At 39.2% G+C, this 15,423-nt stretch carries 12 protein-coding genes; all 12 read left to right on the forward strand.

The features are described 5' to 3' along the window. The first annotated feature begins 88 nt into the window (after window positions 1–88). The 12 genes from CKK03_RS21730 to CKK03_RS21785 all read left to right on the forward strand — a co-directional run bounded on the left by CKK03_RS21730 (window position 89) and on the right by CKK03_RS21785 (window position 15,421). Window positions 89–1,375, forward strand: a complete 1,287-nt coding sequence (locus tag CKK03_RS21730) for a DUF5667 domain-containing protein (protein WP_099364592.1) — start codon at window positions 89–91, stop codon at window positions 1,373–1,375. 147 nt (window positions 1,376–1,522) lie between these two features. Further along, window positions 1,523–1,891: a hypothetical protein gene (locus CKK03_RS21735; RefSeq protein ID WP_099364593.1), complete on the forward strand. Its 369-nt coding sequence runs from the start codon at window positions 1,523–1,525 to the stop codon at window positions 1,889–1,891. A 306-nt stretch (window positions 1,892–2,197) separates the two neighbouring features. Continuing rightward, window positions 2,198–3,568 carry an NAD(P)-dependent oxidoreductase gene (locus CKK03_RS21740; protein ID WP_099364594.1) on the forward strand — a complete coding sequence of 457 codons (1,371 nt, stop codon included), beginning with the start codon at window positions 2,198–2,200 and terminating at the stop codon, window positions 3,566–3,568. A gap of 30 nt (window positions 3,569–3,598) precedes the next feature. Then, complete coding sequence (gene preA / locus CKK03_RS21745; protein ID WP_099364595.1) at window positions 3,599–4,882, forward strand: NAD-dependent dihydropyrimidine dehydrogenase subunit PreA; 1,284 nt, start codon at window positions 3,599–3,601, stop codon at window positions 4,880–4,882. Between the two features lie 31 nt (window positions 4,883–4,913). Beyond that, window positions 4,914–6,332 (forward strand): dihydropyrimidinase, encoded by a 1,419-nt coding sequence (gene hydA / locus CKK03_RS21750; RefSeq protein WP_099364596.1) that lies wholly within the window; start codon window positions 4,914–4,916, stop codon window positions 6,330–6,332. A 137-nt stretch (window positions 6,333–6,469) separates the two neighbouring features. Then, window positions 6,470–7,786 (forward strand): solute carrier family 23 protein, encoded by a 1,317-nt coding sequence (locus tag CKK03_RS21755; RefSeq protein ID WP_099364597.1) that lies wholly within the window; start codon window positions 6,470–6,472, stop codon window positions 7,784–7,786. Window positions 7,787–7,819: 33 nt separating this feature from the next. Continuing rightward, window positions 7,820–8,032, forward strand: coding sequence for a hypothetical protein (locus CKK03_RS21760; protein ID WP_099364598.1), 213 nt, complete (start codon window positions 7,820–7,822; stop codon window positions 8,030–8,032). Between the two features lie 173 nt (window positions 8,033–8,205). Beyond that, window positions 8,206–9,813: a PucR family transcriptional regulator gene (locus CKK03_RS21765; protein ID WP_099364599.1), complete on the forward strand. Its 1,608-nt coding sequence runs from the start codon at window positions 8,206–8,208 to the stop codon at window positions 9,811–9,813. Window positions 9,814–9,984: 171 nt separating this feature from the next. Beyond that, complete coding sequence (locus tag CKK03_RS21770) at window positions 9,985–11,451, forward strand: CoA-acylating methylmalonate-semialdehyde dehydrogenase (RefSeq protein WP_099364600.1); 1,467 nt, start codon at window positions 9,985–9,987, stop codon at window positions 11,449–11,451. A 152-nt stretch (window positions 11,452–11,603) separates the two neighbouring features. Next, window positions 11,604–12,956, forward strand: coding sequence for an aspartate aminotransferase family protein (locus tag CKK03_RS21775; protein ID WP_099364601.1), 1,353 nt, complete (start codon window positions 11,604–11,606; stop codon window positions 12,954–12,956). A 90-nt stretch (window positions 12,957–13,046) separates the two neighbouring features. Beyond that, complete coding sequence (ald, locus tag CKK03_RS21780) at window positions 13,047–14,150, forward strand: alanine dehydrogenase (RefSeq protein ID WP_099364602.1); 1,104 nt, start codon at window positions 13,047–13,049, stop codon at window positions 14,148–14,150. Window positions 14,151–14,170: 20 nt separating this feature from the next. Continuing rightward, a complete protein-coding gene (locus CKK03_RS21785) occupies window positions 14,171–15,421 on the forward strand; it encodes a M20 family metallo-hydrolase (RefSeq protein ID WP_099364603.1) in 1,251 nt (416 codons plus the stop codon). The last annotated feature ends 2 nt before the right edge of the window (window positions 15,422–15,423 follow it).

The following is a 15,423-nucleotide window of genomic DNA, read 5'->3' on the forward strand; positions in this document are numbered from 1 at the left end:
TATTATTTTTTTAGTAATAAACGGACATATATCTGTCAGCTTTCGTCGAATGCTTTTATCGTAATTCACAAATAGGGGGAAATCATAAATGAAGAAACGAAATTTCAAAAAGTCTATCGTTAGCGGAACAGTAGCATCAGCACTTATTTTATCTTTAGCAACACCAGCTGCTTTTGCAAATGAGGAAGGTACTGAGCAAGATACAGTTGTTACGGAAGAAACGGTTGTAGAACAAATTCCGGTAAACTACGGTACTTCTGAAGAGAAGGTTGTAGAAGAAAACGTTGGTGAAGAAGCTACTGAGGAAGTAGTCGAAGGCGAAGAAGTGGCAGAGGAAGAAGCTACTGAGGAAGTAATCGAAGGTGAAGAAGTAACAGAGGAAGAAAAAACTGAAGAAGTTGAATCAGATGAGAATGAAGAAATGGCTGAAGAAGAGGCAACTGAAGAGGAAGTTCAAGCTGAAGAAGCACCATCTTTAGTACCTGGAGATTTCTTTTACTTTGTAAAACAAATGATTGAAAAAGTACGTCTTGCAGTAACAGTTGATGATTACAAAGAAGCAAAACTGTTAGCTGATTTCGCAGCAGAGCGCATTGCAGAAGCAAATGCTTTATTAGCCGAAGGTAAAACAGAAGAAGCTGAAGAGTTACTTCAAAAAGCAATCGAAACGCAAGAAGCTGCTACTGAAACTCTAACAGATTCTGAAGAAATTGCTAACGAAGAAACTGAAGCAACAGAAGAAGATGCTGTTGAAGAAGAAACAGTAACACCTGAAGAGGAAGTTGTAGAAGAAGATGCAGTAGTAGAAGAGGACGTTGCTGTTGAATCAGAAGGTACAGAAGTTGAAGTGAAGCTTGCAAATAACATTGACGCATTAACTGCAGCACTAGCGAATGTAAAAAATCCTACTGCTCAAAAAGCGTTAATGAAAAATATCCAAAAATCATTTGCAAAATTAGATAAGAAGCTTGCAAAACTTGAGAAAAAAGCACAAAAATTTGCAGCTAAGCATGAAGAAGAAGCGATCGAAGAAACAACTGAAGAACCAGTTGTTGAGGAAGAAGTAGTAGTTGAAGATGCAGCGGTTGAGCCAGTAGTGGAAGAAACAACTGAAACAGAGGTACAACCAGTGGTTGCTGCTCCTGTAGTAGAAAAGAAACAAGTAAAAGTAAACGAAAAGCGTGATCAAGCTCTAGAAAAAGTACAAGAGAAAAAGCAACAAGCACAAGTTAAAAAGACTGAAAAACAACAAGAAGCAAAAGAACAAAAACAAAATAATCATGCGAACAAAAATAATGGCCAAAACAAAGGGAACAACGGTAAAGGTCAAGGCAATGGTAACAGCCAAGGTAAAAATGGAAACGGACAAAACTAATAGCTAACGGATTATTTATTCAAGGGAAGAAATCAAATCGATTTCTTCCTTTTTATTTTTGTGGCATTCGTCTACATTTCCAAAAATTAGCTTTATATGATTAATGTGTTATGATTAAGTAAGTACTTACCTTAGGAGGACGGATAAATGACTACCGTAAAACGTAACGGAGTTAACAAGATTTCATACGAAAATGAGCGTGCTTACTGTTTGACACAAGTGATTGACAGGACAGATAACAGTGTGACCAAGAAAATGGTTGTTCGCGACAAAAAAATGGGTATTGATTTTTCCGTTATCATTCCAATCAAGCTGAAAAAAAATGGAGATGTTCATTACTATGCTCCAAAGGAATTTATAGTTAGAGGAAAAAAGGTAGGCAAGAAGAATACGATGGCTAAATATTATGATTCCCTAGGTGAGTGGGAATCGTTTCAGAATGAATTTATTAATGATTATAATTTAAAAGTAAATAAATTGATCTACAAGAATTCAGATTTTAAGATTGTAAATTAAAAAACAGAGCGAAGGTTTAAAGCTACTAGTCATTGTGGCTTAAATTTCTCGCTCTTTTTTTGTTTTTTACATTATGAGTAGAAAACAGCTTTTATCTTTTAACACTCTGTATAATGCAATCGTACTAGGTAATAAGTAAAATAGACATAAAGTTCGTATTTTTCGGACAACTGATCCTACTTAGTCATAAAAAAGAGTAGGTAATACTACTATTAATTGAAAACGCTTTCTATTTGTGGGTTTATATAGTTGCAATGTTGTGGCCTTATGATATTGCAACTTCCACTATATCAAGGAGGTAAATCTATGAGTCTTTCAAACACTAGAATTTCATATCAGGATTTAAAAATGAATTTCAATGAAGTGAACCCTGGATTAACCAACCGCGAAGCCATTGAAGAATCGAATCGTTGCCTTTATTGCTATGACGCCCCTTGCATTACTGCTTGCCCTACCGGTATTGACATCCCTACCTTTATTAAAAAAATTGCTTCTGGAAACGTAAAAGGATCAGCAAAAACGATTATGAAATCCAATCCTATCGGAGCTAGTTGTGCTCGAGTTTGCCCAACAGAGGAACTTTGTGAGGGTGCTTGTGTTTTAAATCATTCCACAAAACCTATCATGATTGGTGATTTACAAAGATATGCGACCGACTGGGCCATACGAAATGAACAGGTACTTTTCGAACCAGGTAAGAAAAATGGAAAAACAGTTGCAATTGTTGGGGGTGGCCCTGCTGGACTGTCCGCAGCAAGAGAACTTGGTTTACTCGGCTATGACGTTACTATTTTTGAGGCAGCGGAAAAAGCTGGAGGCTTAAACACTTACGGAATTGTCTCATTTAGACTTCCGCAGAATATATCATTCTGGGAGGTTAAGCAGGTAGAGAGCTTAGATGTTAAAATCCGAACCAATACGAGAGTTGGAGAGGATATTTCGGTAGATGATATTCTTCATAACTTTGATGCCGTCATTCTAGCAATTGGAATGTCAAAGGTGCCTTCACTTGGTATTGATGGTGAAGAATTGGATGGCGTTTACGATGCCATCGATTTTGTAAAAGAAACCAAAACAAAGCCAATCTCAGACCAGTTCTTAGGTAAGAAGGTTGTTGTCATTGGTGCAGGTAATACGGCTATTGATGGAGCGACATGTTCGGTCCGATTAGGAGCTGAAAATGTAAAAATCCTTTATAGAAGAACGGTTGAAGAAATGACTGCCTATGATTTTGAATATGAATTTGCCAAACAAGACGGTGTTGAATTTAGATGGCTAACAGTGCCTAAGAAAATCGTTGGTGACGAACAAGGATGTGTGAAAGCAATCGAATGCATCAAAATGGAGCTTGGTGAGTCGGGTAAAGATGGGCGGAGACGTCCTGTACCAATAGAGGGCTCTGAGTTCATCTTAGAGGTTGATGCGGTAATTAAAGCCATTGGTCAAACAAGATATACAGAGCTTATTGAACAATTCGGTCTTGATCATAATGGTGGAGTTGTGAAAATCAATCAAGAAACCCTTCAAACATCCAATAAAAAGGTTTTTGCATGTGGTGACGTGATTTTTGGAAAGGGTCAAGGAGAAGCAATGGTTGTTTCAGCGGCACAGCAAGGTAAAGATGCGGCATATGCGATTCACAAGGTCATGTTCGGTGCAGTTTCCGAGATTGTGTAAAAAACGAAAAGGTGATAAGGAGGCTTATCTATGGCCGATTTACGAATAAATTTAGCAGGTATAGAATCCCCTAATCCATTTTGGTTGGCTTCTGCTCCTCCAACAAATTCTGGTTACCAAGTGCAACGGGCATTTGATGCAGGCTGGGGTGGAGCAGTATGGAAGACATTAGGTGACCCGATTTTAAATGTCACATCTCGATTTGGAGCTGTTAGTTTTAATGGGCAACGAGTAGCGGGATTTAACAATATTGAATTAATTTCGGATCGTCCTTTAGAGGTGAATTTAAAAGAAATTAAAGAAACGAAAAAGCTCTTTCCCAATCATACAATCATTGCCTCACTAATGGTTGAACCAAAACAAGAAAAGTGGCATGAAATCGTAAAGAGAGTGGAAGAAGTAGGAGTAGATGGACTAGAACTCAATTTTGGATGCCCACATGGTATGGCAGAAAGAGGAATGGGTTCTGCATCTGGTCAGGTACCTTCACTGGTAGAACAACAAACCTATTGGGTAAAAGAAGTTGCGCAAACACCGGTTATTGTGAAACTTACTCCTAATATTACAGATATCACGGCTACTGCAGAGGCTGCTACTAGAGGGGGAGCCGATGCCATCAGTATGATTAATACAATTAATAGTTTAGCAGGAGTTGATTTAGATACGTGGAATACAATTCCACATGTCGGGGGTAAAGGTGCGCATGGTGGATATTGTGGTCCAGCTGTTAAGCCGATTGCCCTTAATATGGTTGCGGAATGTGCAAGAAGTCCCCATATCAACATTCCAATTTCAGGAATTGGTGGAATTTCAACTTGGCAAGATGCAGTTGAATATATGTTGATGGGAGCCTCAGGGGTTCAGGTGTGTACCGCAGCAATGCATCATGGCTTTAGGATTGTTGAGGACATGATTGAAGGGTTAGAAAACTATCTGGATGAAAAAGGGATTGCTTCAGTTATGGATATCGTCGGAAAAACAGTGCCGAGATATTCTGACTGGGGTGACCTTGACCTTAACTATAAAATTGTAGCACGGATCAATAATGATGTTTGTATTAACTGTAATAAATGTCATATTGCATGTGAAGATACATCCCATCAATGTATCGACATGCTTAAGGATGGAAATGGCTACAACATTTTAAAAGTAAGAGAGGAAGACTGTGTCGGCTGTAATTTATGTTCGATTGTATGTCCTGTTGATGGGGCAATTGATATGGTTGAAGTACCAAGTGGATTACCTCCAATGACATGGAATGAGCGTCAGGCGGCACTCGGTGCAGTTAGTTGTAAAATTGACTCTGTAAAATAAATGCTATTTCGTTCTTTGAGGGGGACTTTGGATGAAAAAAGTGATCAAGAATGGAACAATTGTAACAGCAACAGATACGTATCAAGCAGAAATTCTTGTGGAAAATGGTGTGATTAGTCAAATTGGGAGAAATTTCTCGACTGAAGGTGCAGAAGTAGTTGATGCAAATGGATGCTATGTTTTTCCAGGCGGAATTGATCCGCATACTCATCTAGAAATGCCGTTCGGAGGAACAGTCTCTAAAGATGATTTTGAAACTGGAACAATTGCGGCTGCCTTTGGAGGAACAACAACGGTTATTGATTTTTGCTTATCGAATAAAGGGGAACCTCTGAAGGATGCCATTCAAACATGGCATCAGAAGTCAAAAGGGAAGGCAGTAATTGATTATGGCTTTCACTTATCTATCGGAGAGGTAACGGATGCTGTCTTAAATGAGCTTCCATCCGTAATCGAAAATGAAGGAATCACATCCTTTAAAGTATTTATGGCATACAAAAATGTGCTTCAGGCAGATGATGAAACTTTATTTAAAACATTAGTTGTGGCAAAGGATTTAGGAGCACTGGTCATGGTTCATGCGGAAAATGGTGACGTCATAGACTATCTTGTGAAAAAGGCATTAAGTGAAGGAAAAACAGATCCAATCTATCATGCATTAACGAGACCACAGGAAATCGAGGGGGAGGCTACAGAAAGAGCTGCAACCTTTGCAGGACTTGCAAATTCTCAACTTTATGTTGTTCATGTTACTTGTGCTGATGCTGTAAAAGCAATCACAGCAGCAAGAGAAAAAGGGTTTGATGTCTGGGGAGAAACATGCCCTCAATATTTAGTCCTTGATCAAACCTATTTAGAAAAGCCAAATTTTGAAGGAGCTAAGTACGTCTGGTCTCCTCCACTACGTGAAAAGTGGAACCAAGAGGTGTTATGGAATGCATTGAGAACCGGACAACTTCAAACATTTGGATCAGATCAATGTTCGTTTGATTTTAAAGGACAAAAAGAGCTTGGTTTAGGTGACTTCTCGAAAATTCCTAATGGAGGTCCAATGATTGAAGACCGCCTAACTGTTTTATTCTCAGAAGGTGTAAAAAAGGGAAGAATTTCACTTAATCAATTTGTAGATTTAACCTCTACCAGAGTGGCAAAGCTGTTTGGGCTGTATCCAAAGAAAGGCACGATAGCGGTGGGTGCTGATGCTGATCTTGTCATTTTTGATCCGAATATCGAGCGGACGATTTCTGCCGAGACTCACCATATGGCAGTCGATTACAGTGCATTTGAGGGAATGAAATTTACCGGAGAACCAATATCTGTTCTATCTAGAGGAGAATTTGTTGTCCGTGATAAGAAGTTTGTTGGAAAACTAGGAGCAGGTCAATTTATTAAGCGTGCAAAGTACGGAGTAAATTACGAAGTTGTAAAAGATAAAACGGCTACAATTTAATTCATATGCTGTGCTAGGAAGGAGGGAGTAACTCCTTCCTTCGTTTAAAGTAAGAAATGAGGTGAGTATCCGCCAATATAATTCAGAATATTAAGAATATATAATTCAACAATAACAAATGAAAAGGGGGATTTGGTATGAGCAGTGAAGATTCGAAGGTTGTTTTGGGGATAAACGAGACACCGCCACCAGGTAAGTTTTTGGTATTAAGCATTCAGCATTTGTTTGCCATGTTTGGTGCAACCATCCTAGTTCCGTATCTCGTTGGCTTGAGTCCAGGTGTAGCCCTTATTTCAAGTGGAATTGGTACGCTCACTTTTCTGATTATAACCAAAGGTCAAGTTCCAGCATATGTTGGTTCGTCATTTGCATTTATTGCCCCGATCATTGCGGCAACAGCTGCAGATGGTCCTGGTGCGGCAATGATTGGAAGTTTTCTAGCCGGTATTGTCTATGGGATCGTTGCTTTAGTTATAAAAGCTACAGGCCATAAATGGCTGGTAAAATTACTTCCACCAGTAGTTGTTGGGCCTGTTATTATCGTGATTGGACTAAGTCTTGCGCCGACAGCAGTTGGGATGGCAATGAATAACGCAAATGGTGAATATAGTATCCTTCATTTTACAGTTGCATTAGTGACCTTAGCGATTGTTATTTTGAGCTCCATTTTCCTTAAAGGCTTTTTAAATTTAATTCCCGTTTTAATTGGAATAGTTGGAGGATATATTTATGCTGCCATTGTTGGCTTAGTGGATTTATCCGGTGTTAAGATTGCAAAAATTTTCGAAGTACCTGATTTTCTTTTTCCATTTGTTCATTATTCTCCCACTGTAACTCTTAGTATTGTTGCACTCATGGTACCTGTTTCAATTGTCACATTATCTGAACATATTGGACACCAAATGGTGTTAAGTAAAGTCGTTCAAAAAGATCTCATTCAAAGGCCAGGTTTACATCGTTCGATAATGGGAGACGGGCTTGCCACAATGCTAGCAGCATTAATGGGAGGTCCGCCGAATACGACGTACGGTGAAAATATTGGTGTATTGGCCATCACGAGAGTGTTTAGTGTCTTTGTTATTGGCGGGGCAGCTGTGTTTGCGATACTATTTGGGTTTATCGGTAAAATTACAGCTCTCATTAGCTCAATTCCAACAGCAGTAATGGGTGGCATATCTCTCCTTTTATTTGGGATTATCGCTGCATCTGGATTACGGATGCTTGTTGATAGTAAAGTAGATTTGGGTGATAAGCGTAACCTCATTATTTCATCCGTTATTTTAGTTGTCGGAATCGGTGGAGCCATTATGAAGTTTTCAGCAAACTTTGAAATACATGGGATGGCACTTTCAGCTATTTTGGGCGTGTTATTAAATTGGGCTCTACCTGGAGGGACTGTCGAAGAAGACACCAATATTTATGAGGCTGATATCGATCGAGAAACGACTGCATAGTACCTGAAACATTAAACAAAGGAGTGTCAGTACATGTCAGGGTATCAAGTTTTTTTGCAAGAGAGAGACAAAGTGGATTATTTCTTTCAAAAAGGCTATAAAATCACAAGTGTTATCGAGAACCTAAGTGGAGCGTTCGTAGATTTTGAGAAAAAAGATGAAAAAGAAACCTTACACATTATCACCCCAGAAGGGCGTAAGTACTTTGCAGTCATGCTTATTAAGCAACAAAAGGAAGGTGCATAATGTTTTCTGTTCCAATATAAAAATAGTTGAAAGCCAGTACCAGTTGAAGGGTGCTGGCTTTTTTGCGGCATTTAACAGGAAAGTATAAAAATATTTGGAAAAACACTCCTTTAATGACAAGTTATCGCGTATAATGGAACTAATCTGAAAATTCAATTTAGGAGAGCTGTAGATTGAAATCATATATTACAGTTGATGATATTTTAAGTCGAAAGCATTTTGAAAGTATTAAAGTAATCGCCGGTAAAGAGGGACTCGGGCGACAAGTAAAATGGGTCCACGTTGTTGAAATCGTAAATATTAAGAATCTCTTAAATGGAAATGAATTAATTCTTTCAACCGGTGTTGCTTGGAGGGATAATAAGGAGAAATTTATCTCCGTCATTGAGCAATTAATTGATTCGCAGGCAGCAGGTATTTGTATTGAATTAGGAATATACACCTCATCGATCCCACCAGAAATCATTGAACTCGCAAACAAGTCCCAATTTCCCATTATCCTTTTTTTAAAGGAAGTACCTTTTGTTGAAATCACGCAAGATATTCATGGGCTACTTATTAACAGCCAATATCAAATGATTTCCAATCTTGAAAGTTACTCACAGGCATTAAATAAAAGATTATTAACCATCGATCATTATGTTGAAATTCTTAAATTTATTAGAAGTTATCTCCAAGTCCAAGTAATTATCCTCTTTACGAACAGGGAAACTCAATTTATTCCAGAAGCTACCGAGCAAAAACGAAAGAAACTACTAGAAAACCTGCAATCCCAGACTGAAGATTCGACTTATATAGCCAAAATTCCTATCCATTTGCTAGGTGAAAGCTATGCAGAACTTGCAATCATTTCTGAGGATAGAGAGCTAACTGAATTTGATCAACTCATTTTAGATCGAACTGCAACTGCCCTTGCACAGCTTTTTCTTCGTAATCTTTATGTAGAGGAAAAACATAAAGTAGAAGAAACTGAATGGATCAATGATTGGTTGGAAGGTGAACAAAACGAAGAATCGATAAAAGACTATCTAGCTCTTACTTCAACTAGTAAACCAAAAGGGGCGGTTGTATGTATTTGTAAAATAGATTCCATTGAAGATTATTCCACAAGTGATTTAACTTATTTCAAAATGTTTACCCGTGCCGTTTTTGAACAACAGGGGTTTTCCCTTTACGTAGCAGATAAAAGAAACACAATTGTTTTTATCCTTCTCAATGAACGAAATCATGTGACGTGGAAAGCGAGAGTACAAGATGGAATCCAAAGATTAATGGACTCTGATTCACAACTAGGTAATGACAAGGTCAAACCAATACTTGGCGTTGGAAAATTTATAGAAGAGCTCACAGATCTACATAAAAGCTATCAAACTGCGATAGAAACAATTCGAATTCAAAACCGTATGTCGATACCAGCCCAAAGCTATTTTTATGATGACTTACATATTTTTAGGCTTATTTCGTTACTTAACAGACATATCGATTTGCAGGAGGTTGTATTAGAGTATTTGGAGCCGGTAATCGAATATGATAAAAAATATAATGGAAAACTAATGGATACACTTAAAACCTATTTATCATGTAACGGCTCGAAACAAGAAACGGCAAAGCGTTTATTTGTAGTAAGGCAAACATTATATCACCGCATTCAAAAACTAGAAAAGCTACTAGGCTCAGATTTTATGAATCACGAAAAACGGCTCGCGATTGAATTTATGATTTTATCATATGAGTTTTTAATTTCATCAAATCAACTAAAAGAGAAAAAGCAAGTTTTATAGCCCACTAGAGTTAGTGGGTTTTTTCGTGCAAGGAGTATTCATAATGTGGAAAAATAACAAGCAGTTATTTTACAGAATGTCTAATGAAAGCATTTTCATTATAAGGGATAATTTACATATAGGTTAAGGATTAACGAATATTGAAATACGAAAAAGGAGGCTGTACAAAAAATGTCAGTAGTCAAAAATGAAACAGTTGTTCTGAAAAATTATATTAATGGGGAATGGGTGGACGCCTTTGGAACTCAATCACTTGAGGTACCCAATCCAGCAACAAAAGAAACATTAGTACGTGTGCCGCTTTCTTCAAAGGAAGATGTAGATTTAGCTGTAAAAGCGGCTAGGGAAGCATTTAAAACATGGAAAAATACTCCTGTTCCCAAAAGGGCAAGGATCTTATACAAATATCACTATTTATTAATGGAGAATCATGAAAAGCTAGCAAGACTTGTTGTCCAAGAAAACGGTAAAGCATATAAAGAGGCACATGGTGAAGTTCTACGAGGGATTGAATGTGTTGAATTTGCAGCAGGTGCACCTACCTTAATGATGGGCGAGACATTATCAAATATTGCAGAGGATATTGATTCTGAAATGTTCCGATATCCACTAGGAGTAGTAGGCGGAATTACTCCATTTAATTTCCCAATGATGGTCCCAATGTGGATGTTCCCATTGGCAATTGCTTGTGGAAATACGTTTGTTTTAAAACCATCAGAGCGGACGCCAATGCTAGCTAATGAGCTTGCTAGATTATTTACAGAAGCGGGTGCACCAAACGGCGTTTTAAATGTTGTTCATGGGGCACATGATGTTGTAAATGGTTTGTTAGATCATCCGAATGTCAGTGCAATTTCATTTGTAGGCTCACAGCCAGTTGCGAAATACGTATATGAACGTGCAGCGCAACAAGGGAAACGCGTTCAAGCTTTATCAGGTGCAAAAAACCATCATATTGTGATGCCAGATGCCGATATGGAAAAAGCAGTAGCCAATATCATAAGCTCTACATTTGGTAGTGCAGGGCAGCGATGTATGGCTTGTAGTGCCGTTGTCGTTGTAGGAGATGGAGAAAAGTTTGTATCTGCGTTAAAGGATGCTGCAGATCGTCTCACGATTGGAAATGGAATGGATGATGAGGTGCTCTTAACACCTGTTATCCGCGAGTCACATCTAAATAAAGTACTTGGTTATGTAGAAAAAGGGCTTGAAGAAGGTGCGCAACTTATTAGAGACGGCAGAAAAGAAATGGATGAAATGCCAGAAGGCAACTTTTTGGGCCCAACCATTTTTGACCATGTAACCCCAGAAATGACGATTGCTAAAGAAGAAATCTTTGCACCCGTTTTAAGTCTATTACGTGCCAAGGATTTAGACGAAGGTCTTGAATATATTCAAAAGTCCCGATTTGGGAACGGCGCCACCATCTATACAAAGGATGCTAGGGCGGCAAGGCAATTTAGAGAAGAAGCAGAAGCGGGAATGCTTGGCATCAATGTGGGTGTACCTGCGACAATGGCCTTTTTCCCATTCTCTGGTTGGAAGGATTCATTCTATGGCGACCTCCATGTGAATGGGAAGGATGGAGTAAATTTTTATACGCGTAAAAAAATGATTACATCTCGTTTTGATTACTAACTTTATTCAGTAGGTTTTAACCCCTACTGAATAAAGTTTGCCTCCGGCGGATGCCACAGATTTTCAAAGGAAGCTTTTCGAGCAGGGCTCGAAAATAATCTGGGCGCAAATACGCAGAGGCGCATTTGATTAAGGATAAGGGGGGAGCGGGTATGACAAAGGTTACACAAAGTGAAGACCTTTTAACAAAGGATAAGGATTATTTATGGCATGCTATGAAACCATATAATCCAAATTCTACGTTGGTCATTAAGAAAGCAGAAGGATCATGGGTAACAGACCATAATGGGAAGCGTTATCTTGATGGTATGTCAGGGCTTTGGTGTGTAAATGTGGGATATGGAAGAGAAGAGTTAGCGCAAGCTGCGTATGAGCAGCTCAAGCAAATGGCCTATTATCCATTAACACAAAGCCATGAACCAGCGATTCAACTTGCTGAAAAACTAAATGAAATGCTTGGAGACGAGTATGTTATTTTCTTCTCTAATAGTGGGTCGGAAGCGAATGAGACGGCTTTTAAATTAGTTAGACAATACCATCAGCAAAAAGGGGAACACTCCCGATACAAATTTATTTCACGTTATCGTGCTTACCATGGTAATTCCATGGGGTCTCTAGCTGCAACCGGGCAAGCACAGCGTAAATATAAATATGAACCGCTTGCACCAGGCTTCCTCCATGTCTCGCCACCTGACTTATATCGATCTGATGACAAGGTGGATGCAGGAGCGTCGGAATTACAGTCTGTTCAGGAAATAGACCGTGTGATGACATGGGAGCTTAGTGAAACAATAGCAGGCGTGATCATGGAACCAATCATTACTGGTGGTGGAGTCATTGTTCCACCTGACAAATACATGGCTGGAGTAAAGGAAGTATGTGAAAAGCATGGTGCCCTACTCATTGTTGATGAGGTTATTTGTGGGTTCGGGCGAACAGGCAAACCATTTGGATTTATGAACTACGGTGTAAAACCAGACATCATTACAATGGCAAAAGGAATTACAAGTGCATATCTGCCATTATCAGCAACAGCCGTGAAAAAAGAAATATACGAAGCTTTTAAAGGGTCAGAGGAATATGACTATTTCCGTCATGTTAATACGTTTGGTGGAAACCCAGCAGCATGTGCATTGGCACTTAAAAACCTAGAAATTATGGAAAAGGAAAAGCTTTTTGAACGGTCAAAGCAACTCGGTGACAAATTGAAAGATGGCCTTACAGTAGCTTTAGTGGACCATCCTTATGTTGGTGATATTAGAGGAAAAGGTTTATTGATTGGGCTTGAACTCGTCAAGGATAAACAAACGAAGGAACCACTTGAAGTAAGTCAAGTCAATAAAGTGATCGCAGGGTGCCTACAAAGGGGTCTAATTATCGGAAAAAATGGAGCGACAGTAGCAGGGTACAATAATGTCTTAACCCTCGCACCACCTCTTTCAATTTCTGAGGAAGACCTAGAATTTGTCCAAAGAACCCTAATTGAAGAAATAAAGTCATTGTAAAAAAAGGTATGTATCAACACTCGTAATCTATTTTCATAAAGGAAATAGATTGCGGGTGTTTTTCCCAAGAAAAAAGAAAGGTGGATGGAAATGAGAATTGGAGTACCGAAGGAAATAAAAAATAATGAAAATCGTGTGGCCTTAACTCCTGCTGGTGTGATGCAGCTGGTTCAACATAACCATAAGGTTTTTGTTGAAACGGGAGCGGGCATGAATTCAGGCTTCTTTGATCAACTTTATATTGATGCAGGAGCAACGATTGTGCCAACTGCTGCAGATGCATGGGCTTGCGATATGGTGATAAAAGTAAAAGAACCAATCCAAGAGGAATATCCATATTTTTATGATGGATTACTATTATTCACCTATTTGCATCTCGCCGCAGATCGAGAGCTTACAGAGGCCCTAATTCATAAGAATGTTGTTGCGATTGCATATGAGACCGTGCAGTTAGAGGACAGAAGCCTTCCATTACTTACCCCAATGAGTGAAGTTGCAGGACGGATGGCCACACAAATTGGAGCCTCTTTTCTTGAAAAAACAAAAGGTGGAAAAGGTGTTCTTCTAGGTGGCGTACCTGGAGTAAGTCGAGGAAAAGTCACCGTTATTGGCGGTGGCGTAGTCGGAATGAATGCTGCAAAAATTGCAGTTGGCCTTGGTGCGCAAGTCTCGATTTTAGATGTTAGTGCTACAAGATTGCGAGAGTTAGATGATATCTTTGGCAATTCCATCACAACCTTGATGTCAAATCCATTTACGATTGGCCAAGCGGTAGCGGAATCGGATCTTGTGATTGGTGCTGTCCTTATTCCAGGAGCTAAAGCTCCGAAATTGGTGACAGAAGAAATGGTTCGGTTAATGGAGGAAGGATCAGTAATTGTCGATGTTGCGATTGATCAAGGGGGTATATTCGAAACGGCTACCCATGTTACAACACATGCAAATCCTACATATACGAAACATGGAGTCGTTCATTATGCAGTAGGAAATATGCCTGGTGCTGTTCCAAGAACATCTACGATTGCACTTACGAATGTAACGGTCCCTTATATTTTACAGGTTGCGAATAAAGGCTATAAACGTGCCTTTGCGGAAAATAGAGCCCTACACAAAGGATTAAATGTGATTGATGGAAAGGTTGTCTATGAAGGGGTTGCAAAAGCTCATAACCTACCGTATGTAACTAGCATTTGAATAAATAGGAGGTTAATTCTATGAATATCCAAACAATAACCATTAATAAGGAACGACTGGAAGAAAGAATTACAGAGTTATCAAAAATTGGGAAAATCGGTGAAACGGGTGTGTGCCGCCTAACCTTATCTAAGGAGGATCGCCAAGCTGTAGAAACGGTTAAAGGCTGGATGGAGGAAGCAGGATTAACAGCTAGAATTGACCACTTTGGAAATCTAATTGGAAGAATGGAAGGGGAAAATCCGGATGCCCCGATTTTAATGCTAGGCTCGCATATTGACTCCCAGCCTTATGGTGGAAGATTTGATGGAACAATTGGTGTATTAGGGGCACTTGAGGTCATTCAAACAATGAAAGAGAATCATATTGTTCCAAATCGTCCAATGGAGGTGGTTGCTTTTTCAGATGAAGAAGGTTGCCGCTTTAATAAAGGATTATTTGGTGTAAGGGGAATCCTAGGGAAGCTCGAAGACGATGAGTTAGAACGTCAGGATAAGGATGGCGTGACAAGAAGAGAGGCTCTCATTGAATTTGGCTGTGATCCTTCAAAATTTAAAGAGTCAGAGTATCCAAAAGGAAGCATTGGTTCATTCCTTGAGATGCATATTGAACAAGGACCGGTTCTAGAAAATATGAACAAACCAGTTGGAATTGTGACAGGTATTTCAGGTCCATTATGGTTAACAGTTGAATTAGAGGGCTTTGCTGGGCATGCTGGTTCCGTTCCAATGCCAATGAGGAAAGATGCCCTTGTAGGTGCAGCAAAAATCATCATCGCGCTCAATGAGATAGCAAGCCAAGAGCCTGGTGCGCCAACCGTTGGTACAGTGGGAAGTTTACGGGTCTTCCCGGATTCACGTAACATCATTCCTGAAAAGGTGAGTTTTACGGTTGATTTAAGAGATATTGATTTAAATAGACGTCACAAACTTGAAGCCCAATTACATGCAAAAATTAAGGAAATTACCGAAGAGCACGGGCTACGTTGTAAAATTACTGAAGATACAAATAGCGAACCGCGTTATTGTGCAGAAAGAATCAAAGACATTATGCGTAATGAAATGCAAAGCATTGGCTTGGAACCAATGGAATTAATGAGCGGCCCTTTTCACGATTCATTAGCCATGTCCTATGAATGTGAATATGGAATGATCTTTGTCCGTTGTAAAGATGGAATCAGCCATAATCCTAAGGAATTTTCAACCTTTGAAGATATCTCACTAGGTACGGAGCTTCTGTATCGCACAACGGTAAGAATGGCACAGGAATAGGT

This window comes from Fredinandcohnia onubensis, assembly GCF_002734215.1.
In the GTDB taxonomy this organism is placed as follows: Bacteria; Bacillota; Bacilli; order Bacillales; family Bacillaceae_L; genus Ferdinandcohnia; species Ferdinandcohnia onubensis.

Bases quoted from the DNA above. Each gene is read 5' to 3' on its own strand.
- CKK03_RS21730 (WP_099364592.1), top strand. From the start codon at position 89: ATGAAGAAACGAAATTTCAAAAAGTCTATCGTTAGCGGAACAGTAGCA.
- CKK03_RS21735 (WP_099364593.1), top strand. From the start codon at position 1,523: ATGACTACCGTAAAACGTAACGGAGTTAACAAGATTTCATACGAAAAT.
- CKK03_RS21740 (WP_099364594.1), top strand. From the start codon at position 2,198: ATGAGTCTTTCAAACACTAGAATTTCATATCAGGATTTAAAAATGAAT.
- preA (WP_099364595.1), top strand. From the start codon at position 3,599: ATGGCCGATTTACGAATAAATTTAGCAGGTATAGAATCCCCTAATCCA.
- hydA (WP_099364596.1), top strand. From the start codon at position 4,914: ATGAAAAAAGTGATCAAGAATGGAACAATTGTAACAGCAACAGATACG.
- CKK03_RS21755 (WP_099364597.1), top strand. From the start codon at position 6,470: ATGAGCAGTGAAGATTCGAAGGTTGTTTTGGGGATAAACGAGACACCG.
- CKK03_RS21760 (WP_099364598.1), top strand. From the start codon at position 7,820: ATGTCAGGGTATCAAGTTTTTTTGCAAGAGAGAGACAAAGTGGATTAT.
- CKK03_RS21770 (WP_099364600.1), top strand. From the start codon at position 9,985: ATGTCAGTAGTCAAAAATGAAACAGTTGTTCTGAAAAATTATATTAAT.
- CKK03_RS21775 (WP_099364601.1), top strand. From the start codon at position 11,604: ATGACAAAGGTTACACAAAGTGAAGACCTTTTAACAAAGGATAAGGAT.
- ald (WP_099364602.1), top strand. From the start codon at position 13,047: ATGAGAATTGGAGTACCGAAGGAAATAAAAAATAATGAAAATCGTGTG.
- CKK03_RS21785 (WP_099364603.1), top strand. From the start codon at position 14,171: ATGAATATCCAAACAATAACCATTAATAAGGAACGACTGGAAGAAAGA.